Here is a 19,929-nt window from a genome sequence, read left to right as displayed (position 1 = left end):
GCAGGATGAGTTCGTGGGCGAGCGTGCCGAGCCGTGCGAGCCGTTCGACGACCGGGCCGTTCGCGAGGGCCTGGTGGGTGAGGTCGAGGCCCACCATCACCACCTGCCAGTCGCCGTCGAACACCACGCGGGCGGCCTCCGGGTCGGCGTAGATGTTGAACTCGGCGGCCGGAGTCGCGTTGCCGCGCGTGAACGAGCCGCCCATGATCGTGATGGATGCCGCCCAGCGGGCGATCGCCGGCTCCTTCTCGAGGGCGAGTGCGATGTTGGTGAGCGGACCGGTGGCCACGAGGTGCACGGCTCCGGGCGCGGCCCGCAGCGTCTCGATGATGAAGTCCACGGCGTGCAGCTCGCTCCCCGGAAGGGTGGCGACCGGCAGGGCGACGGATCCGAGACCGGTCTCCCCGTGCACATGGCTGGCCTCGCGCACGTCGCCCACGAGCGGCTTTCCCGCTCCGGCCGCGACCGGCACATTCCCGAAGCCGAGGTACTCGCGCAGGGCGAGCGCGTTCGCGGTGGTCCGCTCGAGAGAGACGTTGCCACCGACGGTGGTCACTCCCACCAGCTCGAGGTTCGGATCCCCGTGCGCCAGCAACAGGGCGAGCGCGTCATCCAGTCCGGGGTCGCAGTCGAGCAGAATTTTCTTTGCCATGGGTCAACCGTGCCACATTGCGCGGGCGACGGGGACGATCCGACCGGCGGAGATCGGGCTAGCCGCGATGCTCGGGCACGACGAGGGGCCGCAGGCCGAGGAGGGGGGCGATCACGAGGGCGATGCCGACCAGGGCGGCCACGATCGCCAGCCACGGGTTGACCGCGCCTGTCGCCGCCACCACCAGCAGCCACCACAGGGCCGCGACGAGCACGGTCCGCAGCACCAGCCCGCCGATCCAGCGCACCCCGGCGAGCTCGCCGTCCTGGCGCCAGGTGATCTTGCGCCGGTGGTACCGCCAGAGCCGGGCGTTGGCCCAGAGCCCGATGATCGCCACCCCCGCCACGATCACCGCGGTGGCGAGCCAGGACTGCTGCCCGAGCCAACCCAGCCACCCCGTCGTCGCGTCTGCCGCGAAGAGGAACGCGAGGACCCGGGTCGCCACGGTGCGGATCACCTCGGCGGGCACCGGCAGCACGACCGCGGCGACAGCGACCGCGAGCACGAGCAGCCGGTGCAGCCCGAGCGCCTTGATGCCGCGCACGTGCAGGGTGTTGCGCAGCCGTTCCGCCTGCCGGCCGGCGAAGTCCGGGGCTGCGAGCGTGACGTCGGCGCCGTCGGCGGTGCGCGTGCTCGACGACGGTTCGAGGTCGAGCAGCAGGCGCGCCACCGGGTCGATCACCTGCGGGATGTTGGACGAGTACGACTGGTGGTCGGTGAACGGCAGGGCCGTGTTGTGCACCGGGTGCTCCTCTGGCCCGGACGCGCTGCCGGTCACCCCCACGTCTTCCGTCAGTCGAAGACCGGGGAGCACCTTCCAGCGGTAGCTCTGCCGCCACCGTTCGATCCGAGCCGCGCTGCTCGTGGAGACCGGGCCCGCCGAGAACGGGTCCCAGATCGCCCAGAAGTTGAGCCACCGGGTCGGCGGAGTGGCGGATGCCCAGGCCGCCACCGGGTTGAACTCAGGCACCAGGGCCATCCGTGGCGCACCGTTCACCGCCCGCACGACCGTGCCGCGCACCCCGTCCGGCCAGCGGGACGCCCCCAGCAGAGTGATCACCGCGCCCACGCTCACGAACGCGTCAACATGGGGCAGCGGCTCGTCGTTCAGGGCGTCGAAGAGCGTGTCGGCGGTGATCGCCGCGCCCTGCGAGTGCGCCAGCACCACGAGTTTCGTCCGGGCGGCGGGGCCGGCCGCCGCGGCATCCAGCGACGCCCTGGCCTCCCGGAGGCTCTCGCGCACGACGCCCCGCATCGCCGCGGCCCGCACCGGGCGCTTCGTCCAGACGGCCACGTCCCCGACGAATTCCACCAGCCCGTCGACGATCCGCTGCAGGAGGTTCTGGAAGATGGGGAAGATCAGCAGGATGCTGAGCGCCGGCAGCAGGGCGGCCACGAGCAGGGAGATGGCGAGCACGAGCACCCACATGACGGACACGGCCAGCCAGGCCAGGGCGAGGGTGAGGCCCAGCGGCACGAGCAGAATTGCCCGCATCGCCGGCGGGGTCGGCGGGGGGCGGAGCTCCGCCAGCTGCCACGCCCCGAGCCGCAGCACTCGAGCGAAATAGGTGCCGAGCCGAAGGGTCGTGTGCCAGAGGAAGTCGACTCCCCACGAGAAGACCTGGCTCGGCTTCATCGGCAGGAAGGCGTCCGCCCAGCGGGCCTCGCGGATGCCGAAGGCGAGATCACGCTCCCGGCCGTCCAGGTCGGTGTAGAGCACCCGCCCGGAGACGTATTCGTTCACGTCGCTCGAGTCGGCCCTCACTCGGCCGAAGGTCACCTGATTCTCTGGTGCCGTGCCGGCGAGCCACTGGATGCGTTCGATGAGCGGCTCCGCCCACTCGAGGAGGGTCTCGCTCGAACGCTGGTGCCCCATCCCGTGCACCACCACCACCTCCACGAAGGACGGGACGCGGTCGGCCAACTGGCACCTCCCCTGCCGAGGTATTGCGCGATGTCGGTTCCGCGACGGTGCGAAATCGTGAGCACAGCCTACCGAGCGGGCGGCACGCCGCGGTATCCCGGACTCCTGCCTCGCTATATCGCCGCCGAGACGGGTCGAATGGCCGGTCTGATGTCGGCAGAGCGGCCATCCGACCCGACTGGGAGCGGCAGCCGGAGAGGTCGGCAGCCGGAGAGGGCGGCAGCCGGAGAGGTCGGCAGCCGGGATGGGTCGGCATCCGGCCGTAGACTTTCCTGAGCCCATGAGTGACTCCCTCCCGCCCAGCAACATTCCCCCCTCCGACCTCGAGGTGACGTTGCGCGTGCTCGCGACGATGGACACGATCGACGAGGAGCATCCCGACTTCATCGCCGTGCGCCAGGCCACCGCGCGCATGTTCAAGTCGGTGAAGAAGAATCGTCGGCTCGAGAAGCGGGCGGAGATCGCGGATGCCGACCGGGCCGTGGTGGCCAACACCGCCACCGGGGCGCCCGACCGCATCGACGACGAGACCCGCGGCATCCCACTCGCGATCACCGTCGCCGCCCCCACGGCGGGAACCCTGCTGAAGTCGCGCCCCTGCTACATCTGCAAGAAGCACTACACGCAGGTGGATGCCTTCTACCACCAGCTCTGCCCGGACTGCGCGGCGATCAACCACGCCAAGCGCGACGCTCGAACGGACCTCACCGGTCGCTCGGCCCTGCTCACCGGTGGCCGCGCGAAGATCGGCATGTACATCGCCCTGCGACTGCTGCGCGACGGGGCGCACACCACCATCACGACCCGCTTCCCGCGCGACGCCGTTCGCCGGTTCGCCTCGCTGCCCGACTCCCGCGACTGGCTGCACCGCCTGCGCGTGGTCGGCATCGACCTGCGCGACCCGGCCCAGGTGATCGGCCTCACCGACGCCATGATCGAGGCCGGCCCGCTCGACATCCTCATCAACAACGCGGCCCAGACCGTGCGCCGCTCCCCCGGCTCGTACGCGCCGCTCGCGGATGCCGAATCGGCCCCGCTGCCGGACGGACCGCTCCCCGAGCTGCTCACCTTCGGGCACACGAACGACGCCCACCCGCAGGCGCTCGCGGCCTCGGTCGGCTCGCACCCCATCCTCGCCAATGCCGGCGGTCTTTCGGCGGCAGAACTCACCGAGCTCGCCCTCGCGGCCGGTTCGTCGTCGCTCGCCCGACTCGCGGCCGGCACGGCGATCGACGCGGGCGGCCTGGTGCCGGACCACCACGACCAGAACAGCTGGACCCAGTTCGTGCACGAGGTCGACCCGCTCGAGATGCTCGAGGTTCAGCTCGCCAACGTGACGGCGCCGTTCCTCCTCGTGTCGCGACTGCGGCCGGCGCTGGCCGCCTCTCCCGCCCGTCGCAAATACGTCGTGAACGTCTCCGCCATGGAGGGCCAGTTCGGGCGCGGCTACAAGGGACCGGGGCATCCGCACACCAACATGGCCAAGGCGGCGCTCAACATGCTCACCCGCACGAGCGCGAAGGAGATGCTCGAGAGCGACGGCATCCTCATGACGAGCGTCGACACCGGCTGGATCACGGATGAGCGACCGCACCCGACGAAGGTGCGGCTCGCCGAAGAGGGCTTCCACGCCCCGCTCGACCTCGTGGACGGTGCCGCGCGCGTCTACGACCCCATCGTGCGGGGCGAGTTCGGCGAAGACATCAGCGGCGTCTTCCTCAAGGACTACGAGCCCGCCGCCTGGTAGCGCGCCTCAGCTGCCGCTGCGCCCCACGATGATCGTCGGCACCTCGATGTTGAGCACGATCGTGTGGCTCACCGAACCGAGCAGCAGGCGGGTGAGCCCCCGCCGGCCACGGTTTCCGAGCACGAGCATGGCCGCACCCCGCGACTCCTCGCGCAGTTCCCAGGCCGGCAAGGCGTTGCGGGCCAGCACACGCCGAATCGGCAGGCCGGGGTTCGCCTTCGCTATCTCCGCGATCGCCGCATCGAGCACCTCACCGTGCTGGCGTTCGAGCCAGCCGATGAACTCGTCGTCCGGAACATAAGCGTCCTGCCAGACCGGCGGATCCGTCCACACGTGAACGACAGTGAGCTCGCCGCCGAGCCGCGTGGCTTCCGCCGCCGCGACGCCGGCCGCGGCCTTCGACGTCGCGGTCTCGTCCACCCCCACCACCACTCCCGTGCGAGTGTCGTCGACCTCGGTCGGGATGATCGCGATCGGCCCGCGGGCGACGCCGCCGAGCCTCGCGCCGATCGACCACGCGAAGCGGGCGCTCGGACCGCCCCGCTCCCGCGTTCCCACTGTCAAGAGCGTCTTCGGGTTCGAGAACCGGCCGAGCTCCCTCGCCGGCTCGCCGTGCACGACCTCGCCCTTCACCTCCACCTCGGGCGCGGCCTGCGCGATGCGTGCCACCTCGGCCTTGACGTCGTTCTTCGCCTCCGTGAGCGCGTCCTGCAGCGACGACGCGTCGTAGTCCCCCGCCGAATCGTCGACGACGCGCACGATGCGAAGCCGGCCCTTGCGGGACCGTTCGCGGGCCACGGCCCACTCGAGGGCCACGCGCGCGTGCAGCGAGTCGTTCCAGCCCACGACGGTCTTCTCGTCCATCGGCGCATCCCTCCGGTCAGGAAGCCACCCGTCCGGGCGGGACGGGTGGCTCCATCACCAGAGTGGCTGGGTCGGGTCCTGGCCGCAGGGCCGAAGGTCCCGGGCTATTTCGTCGTAGCGGCGATCTCCTTGATCTGTGCGACCGTCAGCGGAACCCAGGCCGAGCTGTCGGGGTTCGACGACGCGGCCTCCGGGCTCTCGCCCTGGTTCCACCACTTCGCCTCGAACGGCACGTCGTCGAATAGCACGCGCGTGCCCTTGTCGTACTGGGCAGCTCCCGACCAGTCCGGGTACGTGCCCGGCGCGAGGGTCGGCACCGGGATCGGCTTCTCGCCCTTGAGCACGGGGCCCACGAGCGTCCACGGGGTCTCCCACTCGTTGAGCACCGGGTTGTCTGGCAGGTCGCCGCGGGTCCACCACTTCGCCTGGTAGACATTGCGGTGCCAGACGATCTTGGTGCCCTGCAGGTAGGACGAGGATGCCGACCAGATCGCGTACGGGCTCGTCGCCGGGTCGTCCTTGGTTTCGCTCTTGTTCACCGGCTCCGGCGTGGTGACGGTTCCGGCGGGACCCCCGACGTCGGCAACGGGGGTCAGCCAGGTGAGTCTCGACCTTCCCCCCTGCACGAGTCCGGCTAGTCGTTCGTTGAAGACGCGCCCGTGCTCCTGGTCCAGATGGGAGCGGAAGGCGTCCTCATCCGCGTAGATCTCGTACACGAAGAAGGCCTGCGGATCGTCCGACTTGCGATAGGCGTCGAAGACGAGGTTTCCTGGCTCCCGGCGCACCGCATCCGCGAGCGTCGTCAGCAATTGCTCGACCAGGTCCGCGGCTCCGTCCAGCGCCGTGAACTCGGCATACAACGACTTCATCGCCCGGGATTCAGGGCGACCGCGTTACGCGGTCGCCGCACCCGTCATGATCGCGACGGCCTCGGTCATGGTGTGCGACTGCGGCGTGATGACCGCCGCGCGCTTGCCCAGCCGCTGGATGTGGATGCGGTCGGCGACGTCGAACACCTGCGGCATGTTGTGGCTTACCAGGATCACCGGGATGCCCTGGTCACGAAGCCGACGGATCAGCTCAAGCACCTGGTTCGACTCGCGAACTCCGAGCGCCGCGGTGGGCTCGTCGAGCACGACGACCTTGGACCCGAAGGCAGCGGCTCGCGCCACCGCGACCGCTTGGCGCTGGCCACCCGACAGGTTCTCGATCGCGACCGTGACGTCCTGGAGCGTCGAAATTCCGAGCCGGTCGAGCTCCTGCTTGGAGTTCAACCTCATCGTCTTCGTGTCCATCATGCGGAAGACGCTGCCGAGAATGCCCGGCTTGCGCAGTTCGCGACCCAGATACAGGTTGGACGCGATGTCGAGTGCCGGAGAGACGGCGAGGCCCTGGTAGACCGTCTCGATTCCGTGGAGCTTGGCATCCTGGGGCCGCTTGAAGTGAACGGGGTTGCCCTGCAGGTGAAGCTGGCCCTCGTCGGGGATCTCGGCCCCGGTGAGGCACTTGATCAGCGTGGACTTGCCTGCGCCGTTGTCGCCGATCACGGCGAGCACCTCGCCCTGGTAGAGCTCGAGGTCGACGCCGTCGAGTCCAACGACCCGTCCGTAGGTCTTGACGAGACCGGTCGCCTTCAGCACCGGCTGCGTGTATGGAAGCGTGGACGCCGGGCGGGTGTCTTCGGAGAGAGTCATTTGCGTACCTTTCGGATCCACTGGTCGAGCGAGACTGCGACGATGATGAGCACTCCGACGGCGAGCGTCTGGTAGAGCACATCGAGGCCGGCGAGGGCGAGACCGTTGCGGAACACGCCGACGATGAGGGCTCCAAGCAGAGATCCCCAGATGGTGCCGCGGCCGCCGAAGAGGCTCGTGCCGCCGATCACGACGGCGGTGATGGAGTCGAGGTTGAGGTCGTTTCCCGCGTTGGGACTTGCCGCATCCGCGCGGCCGATCTGGATCCAGGCCCCGATGGCCAGGATGGCGCCGGCGGCGACGTAGACGCTCAGGAGCACCCGGTTGACCCGGATACCGGCCAGTCGTGCCGACTCCTTGTCGTCCCCCACCGCGTAGACGTGCCTGCCCCACGCGGTCTTGCCCATGATGAAGGCCATCACGATGTAGAGCACGAGCATGGCGACGACGCCGTAGGTGATGCCGATGCCGCCGACGTTGAAGGTGGCCCCGGTCGACGTGATCAGCGGGGGGATGTTCTGTCCGATGACCGACGCGCTGTTCGAGTAGAGCAGCGTGAGCGCGAGGAAGATGTTGAGGGTGCCCAGCGTCACGATGAACGGTGGGAGCTTCAGTCGGGTCACGAGCACACCGTTGAGCGCCCCGGCGGCGAGGCCGACGAGCAGGCCGAGCACGAGCGCGAGCGCCGCCGGCACGTGGTTTTGGCTCGCCGTCTGCGCGATCACCATGGACGAGAGCACCATGATGGCCCCGACCGACAGGTCGATGCCCGCGGTCAGGATCACGAGGGTCTGGGCGATCGCGAGGGTTCCCACGACCGCGACCTGCTGGGTGATCAGCGAGAGGTTGTTGGCCAGGAAGAACCGCGGGCTGATCACGCCGAAGACGACGACGGCCACGACGAGCACGATTCCCGGGCTGAGGGCGGGATACCGGTGGAGCAGGTTGCGGATCCGGCTGAGCGGCGTGCTCCGGTCGAGGAATTCCGTGGCGAGATCGACTCCCCCACCCTCAGGACCGGCGCCAGCGGGTGTTCTGGACTGCGAGGTATTCGTGGTCACTTTGTCTCCGAACTTCTTTGTTCTTGCACTCACCATAGGGCGGGCTGGGCATGCTCGCAACGCATGCCCAGCCCGGTGATATCGAGGGTGTTACTTGCCCCAGCAGATCTTGGTTGCGTCGGCGCTCGTGATGCTCGTAAGCCCGTCGACCGGCTTGTCCGTCACCAGCTGGGATCCGGTGTTGAAGAAGTCGAGACCCGCCGAGACGGTCGGCTTCGTGCCGGTCTTGGCGAGCTTGACGATGGCCTCCATGCCGAGCGAGGCCATCTTCGACGGGTACTGCTGGCTCGTCGCCCCGATGATGCCGTCGGTGACTTCCTTCACACCCGTGCAGCCGCCGTCGATGGCCACGATGAGCGTGTCCTTCTCCTTGCCGGCGGCCTTGAGCGCCTGGTACGCGCCGTAGGCGGCCGGCTCGTTGATCGCGTACACCACGTTGATGTTCGGGTTCTTGGAGAGCAGCGTCTCCATCGCGGTGCGACCGTCGGCCTCGTCGCCGTTGGAGGCCTGGTTGCCGGCGATCACGTAGTCGCCGCCCTTGCCGCCGGTGTACTTGCCGGTCTTGTCCTCGTCGCCGTTCTTGGTCTTGTCCTTGACGTCGATTCCCATGCCGGTGAGGAAGCCCTGGTCGCGGTTGTAGTCCACGGATGCCACCTGGTTGCTGAAGAGGTCGACCAGGCCGATCACGGCCTTCTTCCCGTCGAGCTGCGCGGCGGTCCACTTGCCGATGGCGAGGCCGGCGGCGAAGTTGTCGGTCGCGTATGTGACGTCGACGGTGTTTGCGGGGTCCGGCGGGGTGTCGAGCGCGATCACGACGAGGCCGGCCTTGCGGGCCTTGGTGATGGCGCTGTTCACGGTGGAGTCGGTCGGGGTGATCAGGATGCCCTTGTCACCGCGGGAGATCGAGTCCTCGATCGCCTGGATCTGGGTTGCCGCGTCACCATCCTTCTTGCCGGCGGCGAGGGTCAACTGAACGTTGTCCTTCGAGGCGGCGGCCTTTGCCGCGTCCTCCATGGCGACGAAGAACGGGTTGGTCGTGGTCTTGACGATGAGCGCGACGCCCACCTTGCCCGACGAGCCAGATCCGCCCGAGGTGGTGGACGAACAGCCGGCCAGGCCGAGTGCCGCAATGGCGGCGATGGAACCGAGGGCGAGGAGACGCTTCGCCCTGACGGTGTTTGCGGTGTGATTCGACATTGAAACTTCCCTCTTGGGTAGGAGGCACTGCGGGTGCCTGACAACGGTGTCGGAACTATGTCTAGGGCATCTTTACCTATATAGTCAAGCTCAGCGCCGAAATGGAGACCGATCCGTGACAACGATGTCAAGTTCGTCAATCGAACAAGCACCGGCACCCCGCCGCCCAACGATGAGGCATGTCGCCGCGCTTGCCGGGGTCGGCATCAAGACCGTGTCCCGCGTCATGAACGGCGAGGCGAACGTCTCAGCGGCCACGGCCGCACGGGTCAACCAGGCGGCAGCGCAACTGAACTACCAGCTGGATGTGCACGCCGGCAACCTGAAGCGACTCGACCGCCGGAGCCGCACCCTGGGGCTCCTCGTCGGCAGCGTCGCGAACCCGTTCTCCGGCGCCATGCACCGGGCGGTCGAAGACGCCGCCATCGAACGCGGCATCGCCGTCTTCGCGTCCAGCATGGACGACAATCCGGAGCGGGAGCGCCTCAGCGTCACCGCCTTCCTCCGGAGGCGCGTCGACGGCCTGATCCTCACCACCGCCACGAGCAGCCAGGGCTACCTGCTTCCGGAGCAGAGCCACGGGACCCCGCTCGTGTTCGTCGACCGCGCCCCGGTCGGAATCGACGCGGACGCCGTGGTGAGCGACAACGCCATCGGCGCAGCGACGGCCACCCGGCATCTCCTCGAACACGGTCACCGGAGCATTGCATACGTCGGAGACTCCCACGCCTTGCAGACCGCGCGCGAACGACGCCGAGGATTCCAGGAGGAGATCGGCCGGGCGGGCATCCCCACCGGCGACATCGCCCAGATGGAAGACCTGCACAGCGAGGAGGCCGCCTTCGAGGCGGTCACCAGGCTCGTGCTGGGCGAACACCCCCCGACGGCGATCTTCAGCAGCCAGAACCTCGTCACCGTGGGCGCGATCCGTGCCCTCCGGCGCCTCGGACTGCAACACCGGATCGCGCTCGTCGGCTTCGACGACGTCGAGCTGAGCGACCTGCTCGAGCCGGCCATCACCGTGGTCGCGCAGAACCCGCGCCGCATCGGCGAGCTGGCGGTCGAGCGGATGTTCGCCAGGCTCGACGGGGACCGTACTGCGCCGAGCACGACCGTCGTGCCCACCACCCTCATCGTGCGCGGCTCCGGCGAGATCCGCCCGTCCTGACGTCGCCGGGTCGGCCCACGCCCATCGGCGTCCGCCCCGCCGTTCGCGCTGCCGTTTGCGCTGCCGTTTGCGCTGCCGTTCGCGCTGCCGTTCGCGCTGCCGTTCGCCCCGCCGTTCGCGCTGCCGCGCCGCTTCGGCGATCATGGTGGCACGAACCATCGAGAGGAAGCACGCCATGACCGGGAACCGCGTCGCCATCGTCACCGGAGCAGCACGGGGCATCGGGGCGGCGATCGCGAAGCGACTGTCGGCCGACGGCCTCGACATCGCGGTGATCGACCTCCGGGAGCCGGACACCGCCGAAACCGTGGCGTCCATCGTCGCCGCGGGCGGGAAGGCGATCGGCATCGGCGCCGACGTCTCCGACCTGGCCGACGTCGAGAGAGCCGTCGAGCGCACGCGGGGCGAACTCGGCGCGCCGACGGTGCTCATCAACAACGCCGGCATCCTGCGCGACAACCTCCTCTTCAGGATGACGGAAGACGACTGGGATTCGGTGATGGCCGTGCACCTGCGGGGCGCGTTCCTGATGACCCGCGCGGTGCAGAAGCATCAGGTCGAGGCGAAGTGGGGCCGCATCGTGAGCCTCTCCAGCACGTCGGCGCTCGGCAACCGGGGCCAGGCGAACTACGCGGCGGCGAAGGCCGGCATCCAGGGCTTCACCAAGTCGGTCGCGATCGAACTCGGTCCGTTCGGCATCACGGCCAATGCAATCGCGCCCGGGTTCATCGCCACCGACATGCTGCGTGGCACCGCGGAGCGGCTCGGGGTGAGCTTCGAGCATTTCCTCGGCGAGGCGGCGAAGGAGATCCCGGTACGCCGCGTCGGCCAGCCGGAAGACATCGCCGCGCTCGCCTCGTTCTTCTGTTCGGAGGAGGCGGGCTTCGTCTCCGGGCAGGTCGTCTACGCGGCCGGCGGCCCCAAGGCGTAACGGCGCGTCCCGCGCGGCCTCGGCGGCTCGCGGCCGTGGATCGAATTTCGCGTTCCGAATTTCGCGTTCCGAAATCCATGCAATCCGGGCCCGACACGCCCGATATTACACAGACACGCCGGGCACCACCGAGAAATGCATGGATTTCGGAAAGGGGCAGTGGTCGGTCAGCGGCGGGGGAACGGCGAGACGGCGTTGAACGACAGCGGACTCACCCCGACCGCGGCGACCGCCGCGATTCTGGGCATGGAGACGCGACGCTTCACTGGCCGGCTGACAACGGGGATCTCGATGCGCAGCGAACCGTCCTCGTAGCTCGCGGTCATCCCGTCCAGGTCGAGGGCTTCCGCCGCTCCGAGTTCGGGCGTCACGGGCACCGAGGCCCACTCTGAGATGAGGCGGCGCGCAGTCGCCGCGTCGGCGCGCGATCCGTTCACCCGGATGGTGAGGCACTTCCCCGCAATGTCGATGTCGACCTCGGTGGATTCGCGCTCGACACCGGCGATCTCGGCGCAGATGATCACTCGATCGTCCTCCCGCAGAGCGGTGGTCGGCACGCTCCACGGGTGGCCGTGCCCGTCGAACTGAAGGGCGAGAACCCCGTCCACGTTGCGAAAAGTGTCCACGTAAACGGCCATCATTCTCTCCTTCGCCCCTGGGCACGCACCCGCTACGGCCCTCACTTCAACGATACGCGTGCTGTCCCACAACGACAGGGACTTATGTCACACGGTCTGCCCGAAGTTTCCGCCACACCGGCTGCCGTCTCAGGCTCTTGATGATCCCGCCGTCGACGAGGAAGTCGGCACTCGAAGGGTCCAAAATCGCGCGCGTGCCTAGAACCCGGCTTTGTCCTGGGCCGACTGCACCGAGAGCAGGTAGGCCTTGCTCGTGTAGGTGGCCCCGCTCACATTCGAGACCTTGGCCGATTGCGACCTGATCACCGCGGAGCGCAGGATCGGTGCCGCGTAGTTGCTCAGCTGCACCGACCTGCGGCCCTGGTCGGTGAGGTGCAGCGCCACGACATCCGTGATCTTTCCGCCGGCCACCACCACCTTCACCTGCACCGTGCCATAGCGGGTGTTCTCGACCGCGCCGATGAACGAACCGTCCGTCGCCGGCGATGCCGGGGCGGAGGCGCCAGGGGTGGCCGCGGTCGAGGATGCCGGCGAGGCCGCGCCGTTGGGTGATGATCCGCTGGGCGATGCGCCGCTGGGTGACCGGCCGGCGTCGAGCAGCGGCCGACCTACCGGCCGGCGTCGAGCAGCGGCCGACCTACCAGGCGACGGCGAGCACCGCGATCGAGCCGACCGCACCCACCGCGGTCGCCCGCGCCCTCACCAGTCGAACCGTTCGGCGTGGATCTGATGGTCGGGAATTCCGGCTGCCCGCGCCTCGGCCTCGACCAGGTCGAGCCACGGCGTCGGCCCGCACAGGTAGAGATCACTCTCGAGCAGGTCGGGGAACAGGCCGAGGATGGTGAGACCGCGGTCGGCGTCGGCCTGGGTCATCCAGCCTGGCCCCGTTCGGGCTCGCTGCCCGATCATCGTCGTCACCTCGCCCCCCTTCCTCTCTGCGAGCTGGAGTATCTCGCCCCAGAGGAACGTGTCATCCAGCGTCGACGCGCGCAGCAGGATCGTGGCCTCCCCCGGCCGCAACTTCGAGTCCTCGAGGAGGGCCCGCACCGGGGTGATGCCGATGCCCGCCACCACGATCGCGAGCCTCGCCGCCGTGCGGCCCGCATCCGTGAACACGCCATACGGTCCCTCGAACCAGACGCGGGTGCCCGGCCGCACCGCGCTGATGCTGCGGCTCCCCCCGCCGAGGTCCCGCACGGTGATGCGCATCTCCGTGTCGGTCGCCACCGCGGACAGCGAGATCGGGTGGGAGTGCCACCAGGTGCCGGGGGTCCAGAAGCGCCAGACGAAGAACTGGCCGCCCGCCGACTCGAGCGAACGGAGCCGCCGGCCGATGAGGTAGATGGACACGACCCCCGGCGCCTCGGTTTCGATCCGGCCGACCCGCAGTCGATGGCGCAGACTCGAGGCGAGGGGCTCCACCAGGCGATGGGTGAGGATCGCGCCGAAGGCGAGAACGTAGAGCGCGAGCCAGTATGCCCGTTCGAAGCTGAAGGGCGAGAAGACGCTGCCGATGCTCAGCTGGTGCGGCACGGAGGCGATGACCGCGGCATAGCTCAGCAGATGGGTGAGGTGCCACGTCTCGTAGCTGAACCGCCGCCGCACCGAGACGAGCGACGTCACCACCACCACGACCAGGAGAGCCATCCCCACGATCGCGAGGGGCATGTCGGGAATGGCGAGCAGCGGCCCGATCTCGGCGATCGGGTTGATGCCGGAGGCCAGTCCGTACCCGACGAGCAGGATCAACCCGTGGGCCAGCAGCAGGGAGAACGCGGGCTTGCCGAGCGAGCGGTGCACCGCGATGGCCCGATCGTGGCCGACCGCCCGGTCGATGAATGGCACCCGCGCGGCGAGGATGAACATCGCGAGCACGAGATTCGTGCCCACCAGGCCGGTCATGATGCCGACGCTCGTCACGGCATCGGCGACCGAGCCGAACCGAGCCGTGCCGCCGGACACGAGGAACAGCGCAACCGCCACCGCGGACGACAGCCAGAGCGCGACCACGAGCGCATCGCCGATTCTTGCCCGCCGCCTGTACCGCGCCTCGTGGTCCGGTGGCGGTGTCGACAGGCGGATCGCCGCGGTGTCGTCGATGGACATCAGAGCCTCGCCAACAGTTCGATGTCCTGCAGAAACTCGTCGGCGACATCCTGCGACACGGTCGCGCGGGTGGCAGCGACCGCCTCGAGGTAGTCCTCGGTGACGGGGCCTGTCGCTCCGTCGTCGGCGCCGCTTCGGTAGAACGCCTTCTCCAGTGCCCCCTGGGATGCCTTGCGGGCCGCGAACTCGATGTCGGCGGGCGAGAAGCCGTCCGTGCGCCGGACGAGCGACTCGAGGTCGACGGAGCCCGCAGCGGCCTCGGGAATGTAGCGTTCCCAGATCGAGCGACGGGCGGCCTCGTCCGGCAGCCCGATCGGGATCACGTAATCGAACCTCCCGTGCCGGAGGAATGCCGAATCGAGGGCACGGATGAAGTTGGTCGCGCACACGAGCAGTCTGTCCGGCTGGTCGCGGAAGGCAGGGATGATCTTGAGGAGCTCGTTGGTGACGCCCTGCAGCGGCGAGGGCGGTTCGCCGCTTCGCTGGGCCGCGATCTCCTCCACCTCGTCGATGAACACGACGGCGTGCTCGAGGTCCGCGATCTTGAGGAAGGTCTCCCGAAGGGCTCCGGCGAGCCCCTTCGGGTCCACGGCGAGGCGGGACGGGAACACCTCGATGAACGACCATTCGAGCCGCGACGCGATGGCCCGCGCAAAGGTCGTCTTGCCGGTTCCTGGCGGTCCGAACAGCATCACCGCGCGCGGCGGCACCACGCCGAAGCTGTCCGCCAGGTCCGGTTTGGCGAGCGGCATGACCAGCCGCCTCTCGAGCAGTTCCTTCTCTCTCTGCATGCCGCCGATCTCATCCCACAGCCCACGGGACAGCACCCGGCCGCCGAGTTCGGCGAGCACGTCGAGTTCCTTGCGCTGCACGGGGATCTGCCGCTCGAAGTAGCGCAGGTTCTTCTTGATCTCGAAGCCCTGGTCGACGAACGCGTCCACGCGCATGGCGGTGTCAGGCAGCAGGGCGGAGAGCTTGGACAGCCCGTGCGGGGCCATCTGCCGCTCCAGCGCCGCCAGCAGCGCACGGCCGACCCCCTGCTGCTGCCAGGCCTCGGTCGTGGAGAGGAAAACGATCCAACCCTGGGCGTGCGCGGCGCGACCCACGGCAGCCCCGATCACCGCATCGTCGTGCACGGCGACCACCGCGTGGTCCTCCTGGCAGGAGGCGAGCACCTCCGACAGCCCGTAGACCGGCTCCGCAGGGGACGCCCGCATCTCCTCCCACAGGTGCAGGATGCCTTCGACGTCGTCGGCGTGGAAATCGCGGATCCGAAATGATGGCACTCTGCACTTCTCTCTCGATGGCGACCCGTCCACCACAGTGTGAGATGGGCGCGGCGGGCTTGACGGACGGGTTATTGGCTCCAGAAGGCACCGCCTGGGCCGCCCGGTCGACGGCGCTCCAGGTAGCGGTGCACGATTTCCACCGCGATGCTCCCGACTGCGGCGGCGGCCAACGACATCACGAGCAACGGCGCGGGCGGCACCGCAAAGCCGAAGAAGTCGCGGATGAAGGGCACGATGATCACTCCGGCCACTCCCACATACATCGACAGCACCAGCGCGGCCCGCCTGATATTGAGCGGCCGGGCGAGGATGAGCAGAACCCACAGTGCCACCAGGGACAGCGCGATCATCGAACCGGTGTGCACCGCGCCCGCGGAGTAACGGCCGGCGGCACGCGCGTAGACGTTCACCGCGATGACGACCAGTGCCACGGTGACGCCGGACGGGATCGCGAACGCCAACGACCTCCTGAGAAACCCAGGTGTGTACCGACGCGAGTTCGGCATCAGGGCGAGGAAGAAGGCCGGGATGCCGATGGTGAGGCCGTCGGAGGCGGACAGCTGGCGGGGCAGGAAGGGGAACTCCCACAGGAGAGCCCCGAACACCACGGAAAGCAGCACGGCGTATGCGGTCTTGGTGAGGAACAGCATCGAGACCCGCTCCACGTTGGCGATCACCTGCCGCCCCTCCCTGATGATTCCCGGCAGACGGGCGAAGTCGCTGTCGAGCAGCACGATCCGCGACACCGCCCTGGTGGCCGCCGACCCGGAGCCCATCGCGATCCCGATGTCGGCCTGCTTCACCGCCGGGGCGTCGTTCACGCCGTCTCCGGTCATCGCGACCACGTGGCCGCTGCTCTGCAGGGCGATGACCATGCGCTTCTTCTGGCTCGGTGTCACCCGGCCGAACACCGAATACCGCTCCATGATCGCCGCAAGCAGCTGCGGGTCGTGCGGCAGGTTGCGGGCGTCGTAGCCGTCCCCCTCCCAGTTCAGGCCGGCCCGCCTGGCCACGGCCGCCACCGTGTGGGGGTCGTCGCCCGAGAGCACCCTCAGGGCAACACCCTGCTCGACGAGGTAGGCGAGGGTCCGCGCGGCGGTGGGTCTCAGTTTCTCGCCCAGGCTCACGATCACCGCCGGCCGGAGCGTCTCGGGAAGCAGGTCGTGAGCGGCCTGCTCCGCGGTCATCGGCTGCACGGAGTGCGCGAGCACGAGGGTTCGGTGGCCGGTGGCGGCCAGTCGGGCCGCCAGCTGCATCGCCGGCCGGTTTTCGGCCAGCTGTCCGCCCACGACCTCGTCGGGGGAACCGAGCACCCACAGCCCCTGCGCCGCCGCACCGTCGAAAGTGACGGCGCTCCAGCGCCTCGACGACGAGAACGGCACCGTGGCAGATGGATGCAGCGTGCCGGCGAGCGGAAAGTCGGCGCGAAGGGATCGGGTGGTCGCGTTCGCATTCTCGTCGGCCGCGAACCAGGCGAGCACCTGGCGCCAGTCCGAGCCCGCCGGTGTCTCGAACTCGTGCGCCGAGTCGAAGACGATCTCTCCCTCGGTGAGCGTGCCGGTCTTGTCGAAACAGACGACATCCACCCTGGCGAGGCCCTCCACCGCCGCCAGCTCGTGAATCAGCACGCTCTGCCGTCCCAGCCGCACGGCCCCCGCCGCGAAGGCGATGCTGGTCATGAGCACCAGCCCGAGCGGGATCATGGCAACGACGCTCGCGATGGCACCGACCGACGCGTGCCGCCAGGCACCGGAGGCGATCGCCTCGGCCCAGCCTCCCGCCGCCTGCATCTGCCCGTTGATCACGATGACGATGAGCGGAAACAGGGCGACGCTGATCCAGCGGAGCACCCGGTTCACCGAGTTGCGCAGCTCGGAATTGACGAGCGAGAACCGCTTGACGTCGGCGGTGAGCTGGCTCGCGAACGAGTCGGCCCCGACTCGGACCACCCGCGCGTTGCCCTTTCCGGCGACGACGGTGGACCCGGAAGACACGTCGTCTCTCGCCGGCTTCTCCACCGGGGCGGACTCCCCGGTGAGCAGGGACTCGTCGATCTCCAGGCCCTCCGAGAGCAGCACCACCGCGTCCGCCGGCACCAGGTCGCCGGTGTGCAACACGATGACGTCGTCAATGACGACATCCGCCACGGCGATCTCCCGCACTTTTCCCGCCCTCAGCACCCGGGCATGCGGCGCATCGAACAGGGCGAGCCTGTCGAGTGCCCGCTTGGCGCGATACTCCTGTACGACGCCGATGAGCGCGTTGCCGAGGGCGGCCAGCCCGAACAGCGCATCCTGCCACTGCCCGAGCAGGAGCAGAAGCACGGCGCTGCCGATCACGATCGTGTTGAGCAGGGTGAGCAGGTTGGTGCGCAGAATGTGCCAGAAGCTCCGGCTCGGCTGCCTCGGCTGGTAGTTGGTGAGTCCGGCAGCGATCCGCTCGTTGACCTGGTCGGCGCCCAGACCGGACGCCGCGAGCATCGCGTCGTCGAGCGCGGGCAGCCGTTCCAGCGCAGGCTCGGATGCGCCGCCGACGGCTCGCACGATAGCCTCGCCAGTCGTTTCGCGCATCCGATCCCGTGCTCCCAGCATTCTCAGGGGAGACTGTGACCACCGATGGGCCGCCCGTCCCTCTCCACAGTGTGGTGCGCGAGAGCGCCGAGCGCTAGGGGACTAAGGACTTGACAGCGGGTGGACCGCAGCCCATCGCGCCTAGTGTGCGGCTCCGATCGGGAGCGCGAATGCCGTCGACAGGGAGGGCGCCGAGGCCGCGCCGAACAGGTGAGGTGCCCCAGCGACGTCCTCGAGAAGCCGGGTCACCGAGTAGTGGCTGAGGGGTGTCGCCACGACGTGCGCCGCCTGGCTCGGGTGCACGACCACGGTCAGAACCGTGTTGCCCGGCGAATCGTCGTTCTCGTCGGCGGTGATCAGCACCGCGAGATGCCCCGAGGCCCAGTCCGGGCCGGCGAACAGCTTCTCCATCCAGCCCCTGATCCAGGCGTCGGCCGTGCCGAGCGGACAATCGTGGGCATCGTTGCAGAGGTTAGGCACGACCATCCCCACGGTGGGCAGCGTGCCGGTGGCGATTGTCGCGGCCAGGTTCTCGATCGGTACGTCGAAGCGGGTGCAGAGGCTCCGTTCGGCGGCGAAATACGCCCACGGGTTGTGCTTGACCACGTAGCGGTCGCCGCCGTTCGCGAGAGCGCAGTTGCCCGGCATCCCCTCGGCGAACAGCGCCGCCGTGCGACCTGCGGCAATGGCCTGTCCGAACACCGACATGCCGGAGCGGATCGCGTTCGCCGACGGGCCGCCGTCGTCGGCGATCCCGTAGGTTTGGCCGCCGACGAGAGCGACGTAGTTGGGCAGGGACGGATGCCGGATCGCCGTGTAGCGGGTCGCATAGCCGAACGTCGTGGCCAGCCCGAACGTGTACGGCATCTGGGCCCTCATCTGGTCGAAGGAGTGGTTCTCAACGACAATCACGAGCACCTTGGTGACCCCGCCGGGAGACGACGACGCGGATGGCGCCGGCGGAGCAGACGGAGCAGACGGAGCCGACGGGGCCGACGGAGCCGGGGCCGAGCCGCCGGAGGGCACCGGTGCGGCCGCGGTGCACCCCGTGAGCACCGCGACCACCGCGAGAAGCACACAGGCCATGACCGCTGCGCGAAGAAGCATCCCTCATGGTAGATCGCCGGGTCACAGGGTGATGACGATCTTTCCCCGCGCGTGCTCCTCGACGAAGTACCGCACGGCCTCCGCGGTCTCGGCAAGCGGATAGACGCGGTCGACGGCCGGGCGGACTGCGCCGGATTCGATGAGGTCGCGCAGCGCGCATCCAGACTCGCGGCGCCCCGCGTCGGCGCGACGATGCGCAGGTTCTGGCCGACGAACGGCGAGAGGAGCAGCGCACCGAGGATGCGGCCCAGGGGACCGAGTACGCGGCCCCCGGTGCCGCTCGAGAGCACGAGAGTGCCGCCGGGGGTGAGCGAGCGCCGCAGCGCCGTCAGCGAATGGTTGCCGATCAGGTCGAAGATCACGTCGTAGCCTCCGGCCAGCGCCGTGAAGTCCTCCCGTCCGTAGTCGACGACCTGGTCCGCGCCGAGCGGGCGCACGAGGGCGGCGTTCCGGGCGCTGCCCTCCCCCGATGCCGAATGGAAGACGGCGCTGCGCGAACGCGCGGACTCGGCGCGCGCCGCCCTGGGGCGGCATCCGTGGGCCATCAGCCTGATGGACTCCCGAATCACGCAGGCCACGCTGACGTACCACGACGCCGTGATCGGGGGCCTGCGCGGCGCGGGCTTCTCCATCGCAATGTCCGCCCACGCCATGTCGCTGCTCGACAGCTACGTGCACGGCTTCGCCCTGCAGGAGGCGTCCCTGCCCCTCGATGCGACCGGCGACATCGGGGCGGTGACGGAAGACATCATGGCCCAGCAGCAGATGACGCAGGCCCACCCGAGCCTCGCCGAGATGGCCGTGACGCTCGTGCTGCAGCGGGGGTACGCCTGCGGCAACGAGTTCGATTTCGGAATCCGGCTCATCCTCGACGGGCTGGAGGCAGCCCTCGATCGGGAGCCGCCAGAGCCCAGCTGATGTCGACCTGGACGACGTTGACCGGGCCCAACGCGTCCGGACGGATTTCGATCGATCCACTCA

The 19,929-nt window shown here is 69.0% G+C and carries 18 protein-coding genes and 1 pseudogene; 4 read left to right on the top strand and 15 right to left on the bottom strand.

What is annotated here, in order from left to right; all coding sequences use genetic code 11:
- A partial coding sequence (locus VIM54_RS10020) for a nucleoside hydrolase (protein WP_331900983.1) occupies positions 1-652 on the bottom strand: 652 nt, incomplete at its 3' end.
- Between the two features lie 58 nt (positions 653-710).
- Positions 711-2,576 carry a hypothetical protein gene (locus VIM54_RS10015; protein WP_331900981.1) on the bottom strand — a complete coding sequence of 622 codons (1,866 nt, stop codon included), beginning with the start codon at positions 2,574-2,576 and terminating at the stop codon, positions 711-713.
- Between the two features lie 280 nt (positions 2,577-2,856).
- Here VIM54_RS10015 and VIM54_RS10010 point away from each other — a divergent pair, with 280 nt between their 5' ends.
- A complete protein-coding gene (locus VIM54_RS10010; protein ID WP_331900979.1) occupies positions 2,857-4,323 on the top strand; it encodes an SDR family NAD(P)-dependent oxidoreductase in 1,467 nt (488 codons plus the stop codon).
- Positions 4,324-4,329: 6 nt separating this feature from the next.
- Here VIM54_RS10010 and VIM54_RS10005 read toward each other — a convergent pair whose 3' ends face one another.
- The 5 genes from VIM54_RS10005 to VIM54_RS09985 all read right to left on the bottom strand — a co-directional run bounded on the left by VIM54_RS10005 (position 4,330) and on the right by VIM54_RS09985 (position 9,139).
- Positions 4,330-5,187: a universal stress protein gene (locus VIM54_RS10005; RefSeq protein ID WP_331900978.1), complete on the bottom strand. Its 858-nt coding sequence runs from the start codon at positions 5,185-5,187 to the stop codon at positions 4,330-4,332.
- A 104-nt stretch (positions 5,188-5,291) separates the two neighbouring features.
- Positions 5,292-6,056, bottom strand: coding sequence for an antibiotic biosynthesis monooxygenase (locus tag VIM54_RS10000; RefSeq protein WP_331900977.1), 765 nt, complete (start codon positions 6,054-6,056; stop codon positions 5,292-5,294).
- A gap of 24 nt (positions 6,057-6,080) precedes the next feature.
- Complete coding sequence (locus VIM54_RS09995; RefSeq protein ID WP_331900975.1) at positions 6,081-6,881, bottom strand: ATP-binding cassette domain-containing protein; 801 nt, start codon at positions 6,879-6,881, stop codon at positions 6,081-6,083.
- Positions 6,878-7,942, bottom strand: coding sequence for an ABC transporter permease (locus tag VIM54_RS09990; protein WP_331900974.1), 1,065 nt, complete (start codon positions 7,940-7,942; stop codon positions 6,878-6,880). Before VIM54_RS09990 ends, VIM54_RS09995 begins: the two co-directional genes overlap by 4 nt.
- A 90-nt stretch (positions 7,943-8,032) precedes the next feature.
- On the bottom strand, positions 8,033-9,139 hold the full coding sequence (locus tag VIM54_RS09985) for a substrate-binding domain-containing protein (protein WP_331900973.1): 1,107 nt from the start codon (positions 9,137-9,139) through the stop codon (positions 8,033-8,035).
- Positions 9,140-9,311: 172 nt separating this feature from the next.
- On the opposite strand from VIM54_RS09985, the gene VIM54_RS09980 reads away from it, so the two are divergent.
- Together VIM54_RS09980 and VIM54_RS09975 are read left to right on the top strand one after the other, a co-directional pair.
- Entirely contained in the window at positions 9,312-10,307 is a 996-nt protein-coding gene (locus tag VIM54_RS09980) for a LacI family DNA-binding transcriptional regulator (protein ID WP_331900971.1), read from the top strand.
- A gap of 175 nt (positions 10,308-10,482) precedes the next feature.
- Positions 10,483-11,238 carry an SDR family oxidoreductase gene (locus VIM54_RS09975; RefSeq protein WP_331900969.1) on the top strand — a complete coding sequence of 252 codons (756 nt, stop codon included), beginning with the start codon at positions 10,483-10,485 and terminating at the stop codon, positions 11,236-11,238.
- A 167-nt stretch (positions 11,239-11,405) separates the two neighbouring features.
- On the opposite strand, the gene VIM54_RS09970 is transcribed toward VIM54_RS09975, so the two are convergent.
- The 8 genes and pseudogenes from VIM54_RS09970 to VIM54_RS15945 all read right to left on the bottom strand — a co-directional run.
- The gene (locus tag VIM54_RS09970; protein ID WP_331900968.1) at positions 11,406-11,876 is read right to left on the bottom strand and encodes an Hsp20/alpha crystallin family protein; all 471 of its coding nucleotides are present in this window, start codon (positions 11,874-11,876) and stop codon (positions 11,406-11,408) included.
- Positions 11,877-12,074: 198 nt separating this feature from the next.
- Complete coding sequence (locus VIM54_RS09965) at positions 12,075-12,554, bottom strand: FMN-binding protein (protein WP_331900967.1); 480 nt, start codon at positions 12,552-12,554, stop codon at positions 12,075-12,077.
- A gap of 21 nt (positions 12,555-12,575) precedes the next feature.
- Entirely contained in the window at positions 12,576-13,982 is a 1,407-nt protein-coding gene (locus tag VIM54_RS09960; RefSeq protein ID WP_331900966.1) for a ferredoxin reductase family protein, read from the bottom strand.
- Entirely contained in the window at positions 13,982-15,268 is a 1,287-nt protein-coding gene (locus VIM54_RS09955) for an ATP-binding protein (protein ID WP_331900965.1), read from the bottom strand. The genes VIM54_RS09960 and VIM54_RS09955 overlap by 1 nt, the downstream gene beginning before the upstream one ends.
- Before the next feature lie 71 nt (positions 15,269-15,339).
- Positions 15,340-17,841, bottom strand: coding sequence for an HAD-IC family P-type ATPase (locus VIM54_RS09950; RefSeq protein WP_331900964.1), 2,502 nt, complete (start codon positions 17,839-17,841; stop codon positions 15,340-15,342).
- 141 nt (positions 17,842-17,982) lie between these two features.
- Positions 17,983-18,948, bottom strand: coding sequence for an alkaline phosphatase family protein (locus tag VIM54_RS09945; RefSeq protein ID WP_331900963.1), 966 nt, complete (start codon positions 18,946-18,948; stop codon positions 17,983-17,985).
- 21 nt (positions 18,949-18,969) lie between these two features.
- A complete protein-coding gene (locus VIM54_RS15950; protein WP_414673208.1) occupies positions 18,970-19,089 on the bottom strand; it encodes a zinc-binding dehydrogenase in 120 nt (39 codons plus the stop codon).
- Between the two features lie 191 nt (positions 19,090-19,280).
- A pseudogene (locus VIM54_RS15945) lies at positions 19,281-19,493 on the bottom strand (zinc-binding dehydrogenase); the annotation flags it as partial.
- Between VIM54_RS15945 and VIM54_RS09935 the strand changes: the two are divergent.
- On the top strand, positions 19,405-19,866 hold the full coding sequence (locus VIM54_RS09935; protein WP_331900991.1) for a TetR/AcrR family transcriptional regulator C-terminal domain-containing protein: 462 nt from the start codon (positions 19,405-19,407) through the stop codon (positions 19,864-19,866). The pseudogene VIM54_RS15945 and the gene VIM54_RS09935 sit on opposite strands and share 89 nt — an antisense overlap.
- The last annotated feature ends 63 nt before the right edge of the window (positions 19,867-19,929 follow it).

This window comes from Lacisediminihabitans sp. (assembly GCF_036569425.1).
Taxonomy (GTDB): domain Bacteria; phylum Actinomycetota; class Actinomycetes; order Actinomycetales; family Microbacteriaceae; genus Lacisediminihabitans.
The sequence above is the reverse complement of the archived record's forward strand: the minus strand, read 5'-3'. Positions and strand labels throughout refer to the sequence as shown.

Coding starts and splice junctions, on each gene's coding strand:
- VIM54_RS10010 (WP_331900979.1), top strand. CDS start 2,857: ATGAGTGACTCCCTCCCGCCCAGCAACATTCCCCCCTCCGACCTCGAG.
- VIM54_RS10005 (WP_331900978.1), bottom strand. CDS start 5,187: ATGGACGAGAAGACCGTCGTGGGCTGGAACGACTCGCTGCACGCGCGC.
- VIM54_RS10000 (WP_331900977.1), bottom strand. CDS start 6,056: ATGAAGTCGTTGTATGCCGAGTTCACGGCGCTGGACGGAGCCGCGGAC.
- VIM54_RS09995 (WP_331900975.1), bottom strand. CDS start 6,881: ATGACTCTCTCCGAAGACACCCGCCCGGCGTCCACGCTTCCATACACG.
- VIM54_RS09985 (WP_331900973.1), bottom strand. CDS start 9,139: ATGTCGAATCACACCGCAAACACCGTCAGGGCGAAGCGTCTCCTCGCC.
- VIM54_RS09980 (WP_331900971.1), top strand. CDS start 9,312: ATGAGGCATGTCGCCGCGCTTGCCGGGGTCGGCATCAAGACCGTGTCC.
- VIM54_RS09975 (WP_331900969.1), top strand. CDS start 10,483: ATGACCGGGAACCGCGTCGCCATCGTCACCGGAGCAGCACGGGGCATC.
- VIM54_RS09970 (WP_331900968.1), bottom strand. CDS start 11,876: ATGGCCGTTTACGTGGACACTTTTCGCAACGTGGACGGGGTTCTCGCC.
- VIM54_RS09960 (WP_331900966.1), bottom strand. CDS start 13,982: ATGTCCATCGACGACACCGCGGCGATCCGCCTGTCGACACCGCCACCG.
- VIM54_RS09950 (WP_331900964.1), bottom strand. CDS start 17,841: ATGCGCGAAACGACTGGCGAGGCTATCGTGCGAGCCGTCGGCGGCGCA.
- VIM54_RS09945 (WP_331900963.1), bottom strand. CDS start 18,948: ATGCTTCTTCGCGCAGCGGTCATGGCCTGTGTGCTTCTCGCGGTGGTC.